This is a genomic window from Limosilactobacillus sp. WILCCON 0051, from assembly GCF_039955095.1.
GTDB lineage: Bacteria > Bacillota > Bacilli > Lactobacillales > Lactobacillaceae > Limosilactobacillus > Limosilactobacillus allomucosae.
In genome coordinates, this window is record NZ_CP154878.1 from 68,214 (window position 1) to 85,077 (window position 16,864).

Below are 16,864 nucleotides of genomic sequence, written 5' to 3' on the forward strand. Positions count from 1 at the left end.
AATATTAATAAAATACGAAGAAAGTTTGAACTTTGCCGTGCTGAAACTTTCACGCGATCTGTGCTATAATGTCATCAACGCGAATGTTTGTTCGATAGAAAGGAAGGTCTCATGAGATTTTTACATACGGCCGATTGGCATATCGGTAAGAAACTGCATGATTTTTCGCTTGCTGAGGATCAAGCCGCGGCGTTTGACCAGATTGAACGGCTGGCTAAAGACTATCAGGTCGATGCCGTTGTTATTGCAGGTGATCTGTATGATCGGGGCTTAGCCAGCGAGCAGTCGGTTGAGCAGCTGAATGGAATGCTCAAACAGCTGAATCTAAACGACCATCTACCGCTATTGGCGATCAGCGGCAACCATGATTCGGCCGCGCGCCTGGCTACGGGCAGTGAATGGTTTGAGACGACTGATTTTTATCTGCATACCACGCTGGCCAGTGCGTTTGAACCAGTCACGATTATGGATACGCAGTTTTTCCTGCTGCCATTCTTTAACCTGCAGGCGGTCCGCAATTATTTCGAACAAGACGTTAAGACGATCAGCCAGGCGATGACTTTGATTGTTGATCAGATGAAGCAGCTTTTCGATCCCAATAAAAAGCACGTCCTGGTAGCGCACTTTTTCGCGGCGGGCAGTACGCATACCGATTCTGAGATTCAAGTTGAGGTTGGGGGATTGGATGCCGTGCCGACTACGCTGCTAAAAGACTTTGACTACGTGGCACTGGGACACCTGCATAATCCGCGGGCTTTAAATGAGGAACGCATGCGCTATAGCGGATCGCCGCTTAAGTTTTCGGTTTCAGAGGCCAATCTTCAAAAAGGGGTCTGGATTGTCGATACGGATCCGTTCAAGCTCACTTGGGCCCCATTGCAGCCTAAGCATGATCTGATTGTTTTGGAAGGCTCGTTTGATGAACTGACAGAAGGGAAAATCGCGGCTCAATACGATCAAACCCAAGACTATGTTGCCATCCGCCTGACCGATACCAAGCTGATCAGCGACCTGATGAATCGACTGCGGGCTCGTTATCCTAAAATTGTCGAGATCAAGCGCCCCAACCAGCAGGACGACGCCAGCATCGCGACCATGACGACGGCCAGTCATGATCCGCTGACGCTGTTGGATGAATTTTATGAAAAGGTACATCCGGATCAGCAGCTGGATGATCAGCAGCGGCAATGGGCATCGGCAGCTTTGACCAAGGTTGAGGAGGAAGAAAAATGAAGCCTTTAAAACTGAAAATGGAGTATTTTGGCTCATATGTCAATGAGACCGTTGATTTTGCTCAATTTGACGAAGTGCCGCTGTTTTTGATCAGTGGCAAGACGGGCAGCGGCAAGACCACGATTTTTGACGCAATGTGTTTTAGTCTGTTTGGTACAACGACTGATAATAATCGCAATGGCCGTACTGCCGAAAAACTGCGCTCTGATTTTGCCAAGGAAAAGGATCTGACGCGGGTCTCATTTTGGTTTGAGCATCAAGGCAAGACCTATCAGATCATTCGAGAACCTAAACAGGACCGGCACAAGAGCCAAAAAGTAGACCTGTTTTATGAAAAAAACGGTCAAAAAGAAGAAATTACCAAAGTTACCGACGCCAATCAATTTATTGAAGATCTAATCGGCATCAATGCTGATCAGTTTCGCCAGATCGTCTTGCTGCCGCAGGGTAAGTTTCGTGAGTTTCTGGAGTCGGACAGCAACAATAAAAATCAATTGCTGGCGGAGCTGTTTGGCACGCAGCTATACGCGGACTGGACTCAGCAACTCAAGGATCAGCTGACGGCGGCACAGGATGCCAGCCATGACAGTCAAAAGCAAATGGAACATCTGATGACCAGCATTGAAGAGCTTGCCGACCAAACCGATCCCGTTCAATGGCTGCAAGCTGCCGCGACGCTGTTAAAACAGCATTCTCAGCAGCTGGCTCAGCAAGCTGAGAATGCTGCCGCTGCACAGGAAAAGGCTAAAAAACTCGATGAACAGTTTCACGTGGAACAAAATCTGCAGACCGCCTATGATGAACTAGCCCAAAACCAAGCCGCTCAACAACAGCTGAATCAGCAGCAATCGGCAATCCAAGCCAAGCAGCAGCTGATTGACGAGCTGCAGTGGGTTCGCCATCAGCAAACCGATTACGCTGCCTGGCAGCATGCCCAGGCGGCAATCCAAGACCTGCAAAACGATCTGCAGCAACAGCAGACAACGGCTACGGAACTTGATCAAAAACTGCAGCAATTGCAGCATCGCGCTCAAGAGCTGAACCAGCAGCAGCCGGCCATCGATTCGATCAACCAGCAAAAAATCGCTTTGGAAAGCCTGCTGCCCCGCTATCAAGAAACGGCTGAACTTAAAGAACGCATTCAAACCGAACAGCAAAAACTGGCTAAACTCCAAAAAAGCCATCAGCAGGTTCAAGCCGTCAGTCAGCAGCAGACGATTTTACTGGAGAAAACAGCACAGCAGATTCAAGACCTGCAGCAGCAAACCGATCGGCAGCTGATTGAAAAAATGCTTGAGGAACGCAGCACCGGACAGGCACTGCTCAAGCGGCTGCAGGATCTGCAGAGCAGGCACCAGACGATAACAGATCAGCAAGCCAGCCTACAGCAGGCCCAGCATGAGGAGGAATTGGCTGGACAGCATTATCAGACCGCGCAGACTGCTTTTCAAGAAGCTGATCAAAAGCACGCGGCCCTTCAGATTGCCGAACTGGCGACTCATCTGGTTCCGGGTCAGCCTTGTCCGGTCTGCGGCTCAATTGATCATCCCCAGCCAGGCAACCTAGCCGCTAAGATCTCGCTTGATGAGATTCAAGCTGCCGGTGTGGCTTTAAAACAGGCGCGCCAGGCTTTAGACGATGCGCAGGCTCAAAAAGTCAAGGCTCAGGAAAAAACGGTCAATCTGACCCAGCAGTTGACGCTTTTAAAAGCTGAATACACGACTGAGCTGACGAAATTAAGACATGACAGTCAGCTGCCAGCGACCGATCTTGCCCAGCTGGCCGCAAAACTGCAGGAGCGTATGAATGAGACCGCACAACGGCTTAAAAAGACGCAGACAGCCATTGAAGAATTAAAGCAGGCGCAGCAAGAACAGCAAAAACAGCAGCAGACATTGGATGAATTGACGGCCCAGCAGCAGAAACTGGATCATGATCAGCAGCTGCTGACGGCTCAACTGGCCGGACTCAATGGCGAGCTGACGGCCAAAGTAAAGCAGCTGCCGCCAGCATACGCTGATTTAATCACAGCTAAAAAACAACTGCATGCTTGGCAGATTCAGCTGCAGGATTATCAGCAAAAAAAGGATCAGAACCAAACCGAACTGCAGCATCAACAACAGCGCGCTGCCGCGGTCGCCGCAACGATCAGTCATGATCAAGAAAACCTGACGCAGCAGCAGAATCATCGCCAACAGTTGGTCAAGCAGCTGCAGCAGGCCTTAAAAGATCATGATCCCAATGCTCAGTGGTCGCGCTATGCAGAAGACTTTGCCCAACTGGATCAGCTGGAATCTCTGCAGCAGACCGTCAACGAATATCAGCAGGCAGTCAAGATCAATCTTGACCGGCGTCAGCACCTGCTGGCAGCTATCAACGAACGGCCCCGGCCACAGCTGGCTGAGACGCAAAAAGCTCTGCAGGCGGCCACGACAATGCGCGATGAAAAACAGCGGGAATTAGGGCGCTTGAAAGAACAGCTCCAACAGCAGCAAAAAACGGTTCAGCAGGTTGATGAGATCCAGCAGGAACAAGGCAAACAGCAGGCCGAACTGGATCGGCTCAGTGATCTGGTCAATACCATGAATGGCAAGAATTCAATGCGGCTGACTTTGGAAAGATATGTGCTCAGACACTACTTCAAAGAGGTCCTGAGCAACGCCAATCCACGGCTCAGACAATTAACTGCTGGTCGCTATGAGTTCTTTTTGGAAGAAAGCACCGGCTCAAACAACAAATGGAGCGGATTGGAAGTCGGCGTCAGAGATCGTGATGCTGGCAAGGATCGCAGCGTGCATACTCTGTCTGGAGGAGAGACTTTTGCTGCCTCACTGGCCCTCGCGCTGTCGCTTGGCGAGATCATTCAGCAGCAGGCCGGGGGAATTCAAATCGATGCTCTGTTTGTCGACGAAGGCTTCGGTTCGCTGGATCAAGCCGCACTGGATAATGCATTGCAGGCGCTGCAGACTTTGGAAGGCAATTCGCGTATGGTCGGGATCATCAGTCACGTGACCGAATTGGAAGAACGGATTCCCGATCAGCTCAAGATCAGTTCCGATAAGGGCCACAGTCATGTCAGCTATCAGCACGACTTTGCAATAAATTAGCCGAAAAGATTGCCAAATCAGGCAGGATGTAATAAGATAGCGATGATATAAAACACGAAGACATTTTAAAGTAGATCCTAAGAGAGCTGTCGGGTGGTGCAAGGCAGCGATCGAAACTCCGGTGTCATTAAATGTGGGCGGGTAATGCCGCACGGGTTCATGGCCGTTATCCATGCAGAGCGTGACAAATCTTTGTCGAACTTGGGTGGTACCGCGGAACCAGAGCCATTTCGTCCCAAAATATGGATGAAGTGGCTCTTTTTATATACTTAGGAGGAATTTTAGATGCTCGATATCAAGAAGATTCGTAAAGACCCTGAATTCTTTAAGCAGAAGCTGGCAACGCGCAACGTTGATCCAAAAGACATTGACGAAGTATTGGCCCTGGATGAAAAACGGCGTGAACTGCTGCAGCAGACCGAAACGCTGAAGGCTAAGCGCAACGCGGCCTCCAAGAAGATCGGCGAGGCCAAGCGCAACCATGAATCAGCCGATGACGCGATTGCCGAAATGCGTCAGGTTGGTGAAGACATCAAGAAGCTGGACGTTGAGGTCGAAGAAAACGACGCGATCTTAAACGACAAGCTGGCGCATCTGCCAAACGTGCCGCGTGATGGCGTGCCGGTTGGTCCCGATGAAGACAGCAACCGTGAAGAATACAAGGTGGGCGAGCCGACTAAGTTTGCCTTTGAGCCTAAGCACCACTGGGACCTGGGCGAAAAGCTCGGCATTCTGGACTTCGACCGGGCAGCTAAGGTTTCTGGCGCGCGGTTCGTCTACTACGTCGGCTTGGGTGCTCAACTGGAACGGGCCGTCTACAACTTCATGCTGGATGAACACATGAAGGAAGGCTACACGGAAGTTCTGCCGCCATATATCGTCAAGGCTCAATCCATGTACGGTACTGGTCAGTTCCCTAAGTTTAAGGAAGGCGTCTACCAGGTCAATGGCGAGGACATGACGCTGATTCCAACGGCGGAAGTGCCTTTGACCAACTACTTCTCTGGTGAAGAGATTCCAACCGACAAGCTGCCAGTATACGTCACGGCGCTGTCGCCATCGTTCCGTTCTGAGGCTGGCTCGGCTGGCCGGGACACGCGTGGTCTGATCCGGATGCACCAGTTCAATAAGGTTGAAATGGTTAAGTACGTTAAGCCGGAAACCTCATTTGACGAACTGGAAAAGATGACTAAGAATGCCGAAAACATTCTGCAAAAGCTTGGCCTGCCATACCATGTCATTACGCTGTCGACTGGCGATATGAGCTTTACTTCAGCGGAAACGCATGATATTGAAGTCTGGATGCCAGCTCAAGACAAGTATCGTGAAATCTCCAGCTGCTCGAACTGTACTGATTTCCAAGCTCGCCGGATGCACATTACCTACCGTGACGAAAACGGCAAGCTGCAGCTGGTCCACACGCTGAACGGTTCTGGTTTGGCAGTTGGCCGGACGGTAGCCGCAATTTTGGAAAACTACCAAAACGAAGACGGTACGGTAACGATTCCAGAAGCACTGGTACCTTACATGCATGGCATCACCAAGATCACGCCGGAAAACGCGGTGCCATTCAACTACCTGCACAAGTAAAATCCGATCAGCGGTCGCGTTTGGAGTCTGCTGAGAATGTCTGGTAAACTAGAGGCAAAGAAAGTTTCAACCAAGCCAGACACGGAAAAAATAAAGCCCCTTGCCGTGTCGGCTTGCTGCACGGAAAAGGGGCTTTATTAGTGCTTTAGAAAGGGTGCATATTTATGCCACGCCAATCAATCAAGCTCAAGTGGCTGTTCATGGCGAGTCTGCTTAATAATGCCGGCGCCGCGATGCTTTGGCCATTGACGACGATCTATGTGCATGAGTACTTGAACAAGTCGATGACGGTCGCGGGCTTGGTAATCTTTTTCAGTTCCATGGGGATGATGTTTGGCAACTACCTGGGCGGCTGGCTGTTTGACAACTGGAAGCCTTACGCGGCCGCGGTGATCACTGTAACGGTCGCCACTTTGGGAAATATCTTGATGATTTTCTTTCATGGCTGGCCGATGTTTCCGATTCTGCTGGCCGTGATCTGCTTTGCTGACGGCTCGGGACTGACCGTGATCAATTCCTATGGCTCGGCCGTTACGGGACACACTGCCCGCTATGTCTATAACATGCTGTACATGGCGCTTAACGTGGGGGTCGTAGTTGGCACGCTGTTGGTCGGGACGCTGTTGGACCTGGGAATCGAGATCGTCTTTATCGTAGCCAGCGTCTGCTATGGTGCCTACCTTTTGATTACGGTGCTGCACTTTAACGTTGACGTGCGGCCCAAGTCAACGGGTAAAAGTCAGCAGGCCGCGGCGGTTAAGAGCCCACGTCACAACGTCCACATCGTCTATGCCTACTGTCTGTGCCTAGTAACGGTCTACCTCAGCTATGCCTTATGGGAAAGCGTCATGTCGGTGCACATTACCGATATGCATATTCCATTCTTTGCCTATAGTCTGCTGTGGACGATCAATGGGGCCGTCATCGTTTTGGGCCAGCCGCTGGTTACCAGACTGGCCGACTATCTTTCGGTTAAGCGGCAGATTATTATTGGGATTGCGATTTTTGCCATTTCATTTCCGCTGCTGATCTGGGTACACAGCTTTGCGATGTTTGTCGTTGACTTTGTGATCCTGACGATTGGGGAAATGGTCGGGATTCCTTCCGTGCCGGCCTATATCGATGTCTTGACCGTCGCTGAGGAAACCGGTAAGTATCAAGGAATGCCCAACGTTGCCATGTCGATTGGCCGGGCGCTGGGACCAGTGTATGGCGGCTGGGTTGTTGACCAAGCCGGCTATAACTTCTTGTTTGTCTCAGTCTTTATCATGATGCTGGTAACCTGGCTATACGCGATCGTGGTGTCCAGACGCTCAGTCAAGGTAATCAAATAAAAATGTCTTGTCGTGCTTAGGTGCGGCAAGGCATTTTTAAGTGTTTGACTTATTTTGGCATAGATAATGACAGCTATCGAAAATTGACGATCCCAGCAGCAGCTGTCGACGACTATAATATAAGTAGAAATGAAATCGTTTTCGGAAAAAGGAGTGGATATTTAGAGGGGAAGGCGATTGCAATGACGAATCCAAAGGTACGGGATAATCAATTAAGCTTTGCCGGGCTGGTCGCGATCTGTGTCAGTGCCATGATTGGTTCGGCGATTTTTGATCTGCCTAAAAACATGGCGACGGTTGCCGGGGCGACAGCGCAGATTCTGGCCTGGATTACAACGGGGATCGGCATGTGGCTGATTGCCGAGGTCTTTATGATTCTAAGTGCCGTGAAGCCTGATTTGACGGCTGGGATGTATGACTATGGCGTGGCCGGCTTTGGTCCGTTTGTCGGCTTTTTGACCGCGTGGGGATATTTTGTTTCCAACTGTGCGACCAATGCGGCGTTCGCGGTGCTGGTCATGAACACGCTCAACTACTTTTTCCCTGGTACGTTTGCGGGCGGCAACAACTGGCCGTCAATGATCGGGGCCTCGCTTTTGACTTGGGGAATGACGGGGCTGACCTTAAAAGGCACCAAGTCTTCCAATCGCATGCAGAAAATCGCGATGACGCTGCTGATGATTGTGATTACCGTCTTGATCGTATCCTTAATGGGCAACTTCAGCTGGCAGAAATTCACCATGGACATGCAGGCCAATGTGGTGATGCCATCCGTACACAATCTGAATCTGGGCAGCGTATCTCAGCAGACGCTGGCCACGATGATGGTTACGCTGTGGATGTTCAGCGGGATTGAAGGAGCAGCAGTCATGGCGGGCCGGGCCAAGAAGCGCAGCCAGGTCAGAATGGCCACGATGGTCGGGTTCTTAATCTGCATTACGATTGACATTTTGATCAGTCTGCTTTCGCTGGGAGTCTTCTCATATGGTCAGTTGATGCGGCTGGCCTCGCCTTCTACGGCCGCGATCCTGACCAGTATCTGGCACAACGTCTGGGGCCGCAACATCATCAGTCTGACCTTGATCTTGACGGTGCTGGCCAGCTGGATCTCTTGGCTGGAAATGATCTGTGAGCTGCCGCAGCACGCCGCCGAGCAGGATGGTACTTTTCCGCAGGCATTTGCCAAGACCAACGCCAACGATCAGCCGGTGTTTGCCATTTTGATTGCCACGGTAACGATTCAGGCCATTATTCTGATGGCGCATTTTGACGGCCAGGCCTATGAAAAGCTGCTTTTAATCAGCGCGGCGACCACGATTCCGCCTTATCTGGTTGCTGAGGCCTACCTGTTTAAGATTGCCATGAATCATGAATACAGCGGCAAGCATCATCCAAAGCGGGGCATGATCATCGCGGGCTTGGCCTTTGTCTACACGCTGCTGATGGGCGTTTCAGCGGGCTTAAAGTACACGGTGGCCGAATTCATCGTCTACCTGGTGGGGATGCCGATGTATCTGTACGCGCGTCGTCAGCATGGTCAAACCGTCTTCAGTCATGCTGAAAAGATCCTGGCAGCCGTGATTATCGTCATTGCCGTTTTGGGAATCGACGTTTTGATGGGGCTGATCAAACAGCCGTTTATGACGCTGCTTTCCCTGGGCCACTAGAGACTAAAAAAAGCTTTGCGTGAGTTGCGCAAAGCTTTTTTGATTCAATTAGGCAAAGTAATCCAGCCCCATGGCATGCCGCACTTCCGCCAGCGTTTGGTTGGCAACCTCATTGGCATCGGCACAGCCCTGCTTGAGCATGTCGTAAACTGCCGGAATGTCCTTGGCAAATTCTTCGCGGCGTTCCCGAATTGGCTTAAGCTCGTTGTTCAAGACTTCAAACAGGTAGCGCTTGATCTTAACGTCGCCCAGACCGCCAGCTTGATATTGGTCCTTTAATTCCTGCACGTGCTCTTTGTCAGGGTCGAAGATGTCCAGGTAGGTAAAGACCACGTTGCCTTCAATATGACCAGGATCTTCAACGTGAATGTGGGTTGGGTCGGTGTACATGGACATGACCTTCTTTTGCAGCGTCTTTTCATCATCGCTCAAGTAGATGGCATTGCCCAGCGATTTGCTCATCTTGGCATTGCCGTCCAGCCCCGGAATCCGACCCTGGCCCTTTGGTGGGAAGACGCCCTTTGGTTCAACCAGAATGTCGCCATAGATGTTGTTGAACGAGCGCACGATTTCCCGCGCCTGTTCCATCATTGGCTCCTGGTCATCGCCAACCGGCACCAGTTCACCTTTAAATGCCGTGATGTCGGCGGTTTGGCTGACAGGGTAGGTTAAAAAGCCGGCTGGAATCGAACGGTCAAAGTTCTTTTGCTGAATCTCGGCTTTAACGGTTGGGTTGCGTTCCAGCCGCGATACCGTAACCAGATTCAGATAGTACATGTTGAGCTCAGATAAAGCGGGAATCTGCGACTGGATGTACATCGTTGACTTGGCCGGATCCAGACCGACTGCCAGATAGTCTAGGGCGACTTGAATCAGACTGTTGTGGATCTTTTCTGGGTCGCGGGCGTTGTCGGTCAAAGCCTGCTGGTCGGCAATCATGATAAACATGTTGTATTTGCCGCTGTTTTGCATCTTCACGCGTTCTTTTAATGAACCAACGTAATGACCAATATGCAGCTTGCCGGTTGGCCGGTCACCGGTTAAAACGACTTTTTTGCTGGGATCAAACTTCATAAGAAAAACTCCTTTCAGCACCTAAAAAAAGACCGTCCTCTCCAAACGAGAATAGGACGATCTTTGCCGCGGTGCCACCTAATTTAGGGGAAAGCCCCTCACTTAAATGCTTTTGATTCAGTTGTCGGCACCGCTCCATTTCGCTTAGCCGCGATCCCTCTCAGCATTTGGAATCTCTCTGTCATTGGCCTGACTACTATCGCACCGTGCATGATAGCTATATTATAACGCGAAATCAGCTGCCTGGGTCAACTACTTCTTCACCCATATTAGCAGCAGCGCGTCTTATTCATAATCTGGGAACTGCTGCCCCAGGTTCTCCAATTACTTCTTTACCCGTGCCAGCCAGTAGCGCTTCTTACCCTTGCGCACGATTACGAACCTGCCGTCAAAATGCGTGCTTGGATCGATTTCGGCATTCTCGTCCGTGATCTGCTCGCCATTGATGCGGATGGCGCCGTTCTTAACGTCTTCGCGGGCCTGACGACGGGAAGGCTCGATCTTGGTGTCGTCAACCAGCCACAGGATAATGTTCTGCTTTTGGTTGGCAACCTCAACGGATGGCATGTTCTTGAAGCCTTGTTCGATCTCGCTGGCAGACAGTTGGGCCACGTCACCGGAGAACAGGGCTGCCGTGATACGTTCGGCTTCTTCAACGGCCTTTTCACCGTGTACGAACTTGGTAACCTCACGTGCCAGCGTCTTTTGGGCCTCGCGCTTCCATGGTTCGGTCTTGACTTTTTCAGCCAGCGCGTCGATTTCTTCCTTGCTCAGGAAAGTGAAGTACTTCAGGTATTTAACGACGTCGCGGTCATCTTGATTGATCCAGAATTGGTAGAACTCGTATGGCGTCGTCTTTTCTGGATCCAGCCAGACTGCGCCGCCTGCCGTCTTGCCGAACTTGGTGCCGTCTGCCTTGAGCATCAGCGGAATCGTCAGACCATAGGCTTTGGCATCGGGACCTTCAATCTTATGAATCAGATCAATCCCGGAAGTAATGTTGCCCCATTGATCAGCCCCGCCGATCTGCAGGTGAACGTCATTATGCCGGTAGAGGTGCAAAAAGTCGATGGACTGCAGGATCTGGTAGGTGAACTCAGTGTATGAGATCCCGGTTTCCAAACGGCTGGCTACGACTTCTTTGTTCAGCATCGTGTTTACGCTGAACAGCTTGCCGTAGTCGCGCAGAAAGTCGATCATGCTCAGCTTGGACAGCCAGTCGTAGTTGTTGACGATGGTGAAGTTTTCCGTCCCGAACAGCTTGATCATCTGGTTGGTCAGGGCCTTAACGTTGTGCTCCAGCTGTGATTCCGTCTGCAGGGTCCGTTCGGTTTTGCGCCCGGATGGATCCCCAATTGCACCGGTCCCGCCCCCGATGATAATAACGGGATGGTGACCGGCCAGCTGGAATCGCTTCAGCATCATAAATGGAATCAGATGGCCAATGTGCAGGCTGTCGCCAGTCGGATCGGTCCCGCAGTAGAGGCCGATCTTTTCGTTTTCCGTCAGTTCGCGCAGGCCTTCTTCGTCAGTCACCTGATTAACGGCCCCGCGCCAGGTCAGTTCATCAATAATATTCATTTAAATACCTCCAAAAAATGCCATGAGGAACGAAAAACGTCCCAGATCCGCTTAACGGCTCTGGGACGAATTGCTCGTGGTACCACCCATCTTCGTGCATGACGCACCTCATTGACTTCAGTTCAGCGACGTTGCTGCAGGATTGTAATTCGCCAAACGACTGTGTACCGGTTTTCAGCTGGGCCGGTTTTCTTTGAACAGGGAGTCGCTGCCTACTGGGTTCCTACGCGTCTTAATTAGAGGTATTTAAACATAATTTTGTGCAAAAAGTCAAGTCGCTTAAGAATGTTAAATCGACAGCGGTTTCAAAATTAAAAGTTAATAGTTGCCGAAAATTTGGTTAGGCGAATTTTAGATTTAATTAATTAAGTTTTTCAAAAGTTTTACCTTATTTAATTAATTTCAACGACCTAATAATATTAATTGTTCATGGTTTTATGATGATTATATTTCTTTTTATATTAAAAAGGTGATAAAGTATTCAGTACGCGAATATTAATAAACGGTTAAAAAATAAGTAAAAAGGAGTGAGGAATTTGAAGAAGTCATGGTTGCAACGCACAATCATCAGCTGCGCGGTAATGCTGATGACAACGTTCGCTGGATTATTTGTCAATAAGCAGGTGGCGCATGCCGAACAGACCTACACGATCGGGGTTGTCGACACCTTTGCTCCCTTTGAAATTCAAAACAAACAAGGGACTTATACCGGCAAGAATCCCGGCATTGAACCAGAAATGATTCGAATGATCGCTAAGCACGAGCATTTTAAGTACCAATACAAGATCATGAGTTTTAACGCCATTCTGCAGGCCATGCAGTCTGGTCAGATCGATGCCGGTATGGGTGGGATGAGTGTTACCGATGAACGAAAGGCAACAATCGACTTTTCAACTTCCTACTACAAAGATGGGATCGTAATGGCGGTCGGCAAGAACAGCAAGATCACCAAGATGAGCCAGCTGAAAGGCAAGACGGTTGACGTTAAGTCTGGGGCTGCCGGTGCCTTGTATGCTGAATCCATCAAGGACAAGTACGGCTTTAAGATCAAGTACTTTACGACTTCTAACGCAATGTGGAACGATGTTAAGAGCGGCAACGGGGCGGCGACGTTTGATGACGGTCCGGTTCTGCAATACGGGATCCGTAATGGCATGCCGCTGAAGATCGTTACTAAGCAGATCAACGCCACGCCAATCGCAATCGGCTTTAAGAAGGGCCAAAACAAAGAGCTGCAGGCTAAGATCAACGATGGGATCAAGTGGATGCAAAAGACTGGCCGGATGCAAAAGCTGATCGACAAGTACACCAAGGGCAGCGGTACGAAGACTGAAAGCAGCAAGGACCGGACGATCTTTGGCTTGATCAAGAACAACCGCAAGGCCCTCTTGACTGGTCTTTGGGAAACGATTGAACTGACGATTATCGGTTCGCTGTGCGCGTTGGCATTCGGTCTGGTACTGGGTGTCATGGGCATCGCGGAAGGCAAGTTCTGGAAGGGCCTTTCCAGCACGATCATCTACATTTTCCGTGGGATTCCAATGATGGTTTTGGCATTCTTCATCTACATTGGGCTGCCAAACCTGACTGGTCAAAAGATTCCGCTGTTTACGGCTGGGGTTTTGACTTTGATGCTTGATGAAGGGGCCTATGTCGGTGCAATCGTACGTGGTGGCTTTGAGGCCGTTGACGTTGGTCAGTGGGAAGCTGCCCGCAGTCTTGGTCTGCCATACTCCAAGGCACTGGTTAAGGTTATCGCGCCACAAGGACTGAAGATCATGGTGCCATCCCTGGTTAACCAATTGATCATTACGCTGAAGGATACCTCGATTCTTTCGGCAATTGGGGTCATGGAACTGACGCAGACCGGGACCGTCATCATTGCCCGGAATATGGAAGGATTCAAGATGTGGCTGATCATCGCCGTAATGTACATGATCATCATTACGCTGCTGACTTGGCTGTCGAATTACGTTCAAAAGAGAATGGAGGCATAGCATGGACAAGCAATACAAGGTACAAGTCAAGGACCTTCACAAGAGCTATGGCGAAAATGAGGTCTTAAAAGGGATCGATCTTGCCGTTAAGCCAAGTGAGGTTGTCTGCATGATTGGGCCTTCTGGTTCGGGTAAGAGTACGTTTCTGCGCTGTCTGAACCGCTTGGAAGTGCCAAACAGCGGTCATATCTACATTGACGGCTACGACATTGCCGACCCTAAGACTGACATCAACCTGGTGCGTCAAAACATTGGGATGGTGTTCCAACACTTCAACCTGTTCCCCAACATGTCGGTAATTGACAACATCACGCTGGCACCCGTGGAACTGAAGAAGATGAGCAAGGAAGAAGCACAAGAGGCCGCGCTGCATTACTTGGATATCGTTGGCTTAAAGGAAAAGGCCAACGTCAACCCACGAACGCTTTCTGGTGGGCAAAAGCAGCGGGTGGCAATTGCCCGCGCCTTGGCCATGAAGCCGGACGTGATGCTGTTTGACGAACCAACCAGTGCCCTTGACCCTGAAATGGTTGGTGACGTGCTGGGCGTTATGCAGGACCTGGCCAAAGAAGGGATGACCATGATCGTCGTTACCCACGAAATGGGCTTTGCCAAGCGGGTGGCTGATCGCGTGGTATTCTTCCATGACGGCAAGATCCGAGAAGATGGTACGCCAGAACAGATCTTTGACCATCCACAGCACCCAGATACCCAGAATTTCCTTAACAAAGTCTTAAACGTTTAAGGGTTCGTTCGATATTTCTGGATTTAATGTTTGACAAACGTTATAAAATCGTTATAATGATTAGTAACTTTTAATTATTGGTCGATTTACAGAGACCCGCTGCCCAGCTGCAAGCACGGGATCGATCTTATGGCATCAACGTTGAAATGAAGGGTGGTTCCTCTATCGACTGCTAGAGCGGCGGGCATATAAGATGTCTGCAAGATGGGTGGAACCGCGTTGAAAAACGTCCCTGACACAAGTTAGTGTCAGGGACGTTTTTATTTTCGTCAGTGTTGCCACCCTCCTGTACAGGAATGTTTGTCATTGAGAGTTTTACAGGAGAGAAAGTATGGATGAACAACAAGAACAAAAACTATCGCGAGCGCTGAAAAGCCGTCATATCACGATGATTGCCATTGGTGGGGCAATCGGGACCGGGCTGTTCTTAGGTTCGGGGACGGCCATTCACGCTGCGGGTCCTTCGATCATTTTATCTTACCTGATCGTGGGGATCTTCTGCTTCTTTATGATGCGGGCCTTGGGTGAACTGATTTTAGCTGATACTACCAAGCACTCGTTCATTGATTCGGTCAAGGAATACCTGGGCGACCGCATGGAATTCGTGGCCGGCTGGACTTACTGGTCTTGCTGGCTGAGTCTGGCAATGGCCGATCTGACCGCAACTGGGATCTACCTGCGCTACTGGTTCCCTAATCTGCCGCAATGGATCGGTCCGCTGGTCATCATCGTCTTATTGATGCTGGTCAACATGATCAACGTGGGGCTGTTCGGTGAAATGGAGAGCTGGTTTGCGATGATCAAGGTGATCGCAATTCTGGCTCTGATCGTAATCGGTTTGGTAATGGTCTTCGTTCACTTCCCAGTCAAGGGTTCTGACCCAGCCTCATTTAGCAATCTGTGGTCGCACGGCGGCTTCTTCCCGAAAGGCGTCCTGGGCTTTTTGATGAGTTTCCAAATGGTTGTCTTTGCCTTTGTCGGAATTGAAATGGTTGGTCTGACGGCTGGTGAAACCAAGGATCCCAACAATGACATTCCTAAGGCCATCAATTCGCTGCCAGTTCGGATCGGGCTCTTTTACATCGGTTCGATGATTGCCATGATGTCGGTTTACCCATGGAACATGATCAAGACGACTTCCAGCCCATTTGTTCAGCTGTTCCAAGCCGTGGGGATTCCGGGGGCCGCTGCAATTTTGAACTTCGTGGTCTTGACGGCTGCCATGTCAGCAACCAACAGCTCAATTTTCAGTACCAGTCGATCACTGTACGCGCTGGCAACAGGTCACAACGCACCGCAGAAGTTTGCCAAGCTGAGCAACCAGGCCGTGCCGAACAATGCCCTGCGCTTCTCGTCATTGATTCTGTTTATCGTCGTCATTTTGAACTACATCATGCCAGCCGGAATCTTTAATATTGTTTCCGGGGTCTCAACGATCAACTTTGTCTTTGTCTGGCTGATCATCTTGTGGTGCCACATCGTTTACCGCAAAAAGCATCCAAAAGGCGTGGCTGCCTTCAACATGCCAGGCTTCCCATTTACCAGCTGGCTGACGATTATCTTCTTTATCGGCGTTTTGGTAATCCTGTTCTTTGTTAAGTCAACGCGTTTGCCGCTGCTGATCAGCTTTGTCTGGTTTATTGCTCTGTTTGTCGGCTATACGATCGTTGACAAGCGCAAGCAGGCCAAAGATTAAAAAGATTTTATACCAAATTAAAAAGCCTGTTTAGATCATTTAATTTAGACGAAAAAAATTGGATAATCGTATAATTAAGACAGCGCTTCCATTGGCTTAACGGCGCGGTTTGAGTTGACTTTTAAATGCGGGAATTTTATAATAAAAGCATGGAAGAAACCTCATCCGTTGCAAATGTAAAAGTATCCAGCAATCGCCTTCAATCAGGGCGATGGCAGCATAACACACCCCACATCACACAATAAATTGAATTTCCTGAAGAAAGCTTGTTAACTAAACTAAATTAGTGGCCGTATCTAATGTACAACCTTATTTGAGAACGTCGACAATCGAAGTTGCATGAGATCTCTTGGCATAAAGAGACCAGATTAAGTAAGCAAGGTAAATAATCGAGTTTTGATATTAAGTATGGCAACGGCAAGCGCTTCTTCCCCCAAGGCCTGGTGAATATTCACCGGGTCTTTTGTTTTGTGCGTTTTAGTATGGCGTTCAAGACCAGTGCCCGGATTGATCGGGGGTTATTGCCAGAGTTGGGGCATGACAGGCATCCAGGAAGACATCGTTAACATGCTGACCGATGCCGGTATGTTATTGCTGGAGTCTAGGCATGGCAGTCGTCCAACCGTTCGAGTGGTTTTGGAGATTGTCAAATACAGCAGATGAGCGAGTGGTTGGGCAACTCTGGAAATTATCAAACCAGATGCCGCAACCGGTGAGCAGTCGCGGAAGTCGTTGAGCAAGCCAGGCAACAGTTTAGGCAGTGCGTCGTGACAGACAGCTATGCAGGCGGCTTGAGAGATTATCAAACCAGATGCCGCAACCGGTGAGCAGTCGCGTCAG

10 protein-coding genes are annotated in these 16,864 nt (G+C 49.9%); 8 read left to right on the forward strand and 2 right to left on the reverse strand.

Going from position 1 to position 16,864, the window contains the following annotated elements:
• Positions 1-111: 111 nt before the first annotated feature.
• The 5 genes from ABC765_RS00275 (at position 112) to hdcC (ending at position 8,931) form a co-directional block, all read left to right on the forward strand.
• Positions 112-1,233, forward strand: coding sequence for an exonuclease SbcCD subunit D (locus tag ABC765_RS00275; RefSeq protein WP_347980466.1), 1,122 nt, complete (start codon positions 112-114; stop codon positions 1,231-1,233).
• Complete coding sequence (locus tag ABC765_RS00280; RefSeq protein WP_347980467.1) at positions 1,230-4,340, forward strand: SMC family ATPase; 3,111 nt, start codon at positions 1,230-1,232, stop codon at positions 4,338-4,340. Before ABC765_RS00275 ends, ABC765_RS00280 begins: the two co-directional genes overlap by 4 nt.
• Positions 4,341-4,625: 285 nt before the next feature.
• The gene (gene serS / locus ABC765_RS00285) at positions 4,626-5,930 is read left to right on the forward strand and encodes a serine--tRNA ligase (protein WP_270371818.1); all 1,305 of its coding nucleotides are present in this window, start codon (positions 4,626-4,628) and stop codon (positions 5,928-5,930) included.
• A 164-nt stretch (positions 5,931-6,094) separates the two neighbouring features.
• On the forward strand, positions 6,095-7,264 hold the full coding sequence (locus ABC765_RS00290) for an MFS transporter (RefSeq protein WP_347980468.1): 1,170 nt from the start codon (positions 6,095-6,097) through the stop codon (positions 7,262-7,264).
• 182 nt (positions 7,265-7,446) lie between these two features.
• Positions 7,447-8,931: a histidine-histamine antiporter gene (gene hdcC, locus ABC765_RS00295; protein WP_347980469.1), complete on the forward strand. Its 1,485-nt coding sequence runs from the start codon at positions 7,447-7,449 to the stop codon at positions 8,929-8,931.
• 48 nt (positions 8,932-8,979) lie between these two features.
• Here hdcC and trpS read toward each other — a convergent pair whose 3' ends face one another.
• Both trpS and tyrS read right to left on the reverse strand, forming a co-directional pair.
• The gene (gene trpS, locus ABC765_RS00300) at positions 8,980-10,005 is read right to left on the reverse strand and encodes a tryptophan--tRNA ligase (RefSeq protein WP_006499294.1); all 1,026 of its coding nucleotides are present in this window, start codon (positions 10,003-10,005) and stop codon (positions 8,980-8,982) included.
• A 324-nt stretch (positions 10,006-10,329) separates the two neighbouring features.
• Complete coding sequence (gene tyrS / locus ABC765_RS00305; RefSeq protein WP_347980470.1) at positions 10,330-11,586, reverse strand: tyrosine--tRNA ligase; 1,257 nt, start codon at positions 11,584-11,586, stop codon at positions 10,330-10,332.
• Positions 11,587-12,167: 581 nt separating this feature from the next.
• Here tyrS and ABC765_RS00310 point away from each other — a divergent pair.
• From ABC765_RS00310 to ABC765_RS00320, 3 genes are all read left to right on the forward strand, one after another.
• Positions 12,168-13,583 (forward strand): ABC transporter substrate-binding protein/permease, encoded by a 1,416-nt coding sequence (locus ABC765_RS00310; RefSeq protein ID WP_347953962.1) that lies wholly within the window; start codon positions 12,168-12,170, stop codon positions 13,581-13,583.
• Position 13,584: 1 nt separating this feature from the next.
• Complete coding sequence (locus ABC765_RS00315) at positions 13,585-14,328, forward strand: amino acid ABC transporter ATP-binding protein (RefSeq protein WP_275264371.1); 744 nt, start codon at positions 13,585-13,587, stop codon at positions 14,326-14,328.
• 331 nt (positions 14,329-14,659) lie between these two features.
• Positions 14,660-16,024, forward strand: coding sequence for an amino acid permease (locus tag ABC765_RS00320; protein ID WP_278764203.1), 1,365 nt, complete (start codon positions 14,660-14,662; stop codon positions 16,022-16,024).
• Positions 16,025-16,864 lie beyond the last annotated feature (840 nt).

Bases quoted from the DNA above. Each gene is read 5' to 3' on its own strand.
- trpS (WP_006499294.1), bottom strand. From the start codon at position 10,005: ATGAAGTTTGATCCCAGCAAAAAAGTCGTTTTAACCGGTGACCGGCCA.
- ABC765_RS00310 (WP_347953962.1), top strand. From the start codon at position 12,168: ATGCTGATGACAACGTTCGCTGGATTATTTGTCAATAAGCAGGTGGCG.
- ABC765_RS00275 (WP_347980466.1), top strand. From the start codon at position 112: ATGAGATTTTTACATACGGCCGATTGGCATATCGGTAAGAAACTGCAT.
- hdcC (WP_347980469.1), top strand. From the start codon at position 7,447: ATGACGAATCCAAAGGTACGGGATAATCAATTAAGCTTTGCCGGGCTG.
- serS (WP_270371818.1), top strand. From the start codon at position 4,626: ATGCTCGATATCAAGAAGATTCGTAAAGACCCTGAATTCTTTAAGCAG.
- ABC765_RS00290 (WP_347980468.1), top strand. From the start codon at position 6,095: ATGCCACGCCAATCAATCAAGCTCAAGTGGCTGTTCATGGCGAGTCTG.
- ABC765_RS00280 (WP_347980467.1), top strand. From the start codon at position 1,230: ATGAAGCCTTTAAAACTGAAAATGGAGTATTTTGGCTCATATGTCAAT.
- ABC765_RS00315 (WP_275264371.1), top strand. From the start codon at position 13,585: ATGGACAAGCAATACAAGGTACAAGTCAAGGACCTTCACAAGAGCTAT.
- tyrS (WP_347980470.1), bottom strand. From the start codon at position 11,586: ATGAATATTATTGATGAACTGACCTGGCGCGGGGCCGTTAATCAGGTG.
- ABC765_RS00320 (WP_278764203.1), top strand. From the start codon at position 14,660: ATGGATGAACAACAAGAACAAAAACTATCGCGAGCGCTGAAAAGCCGT.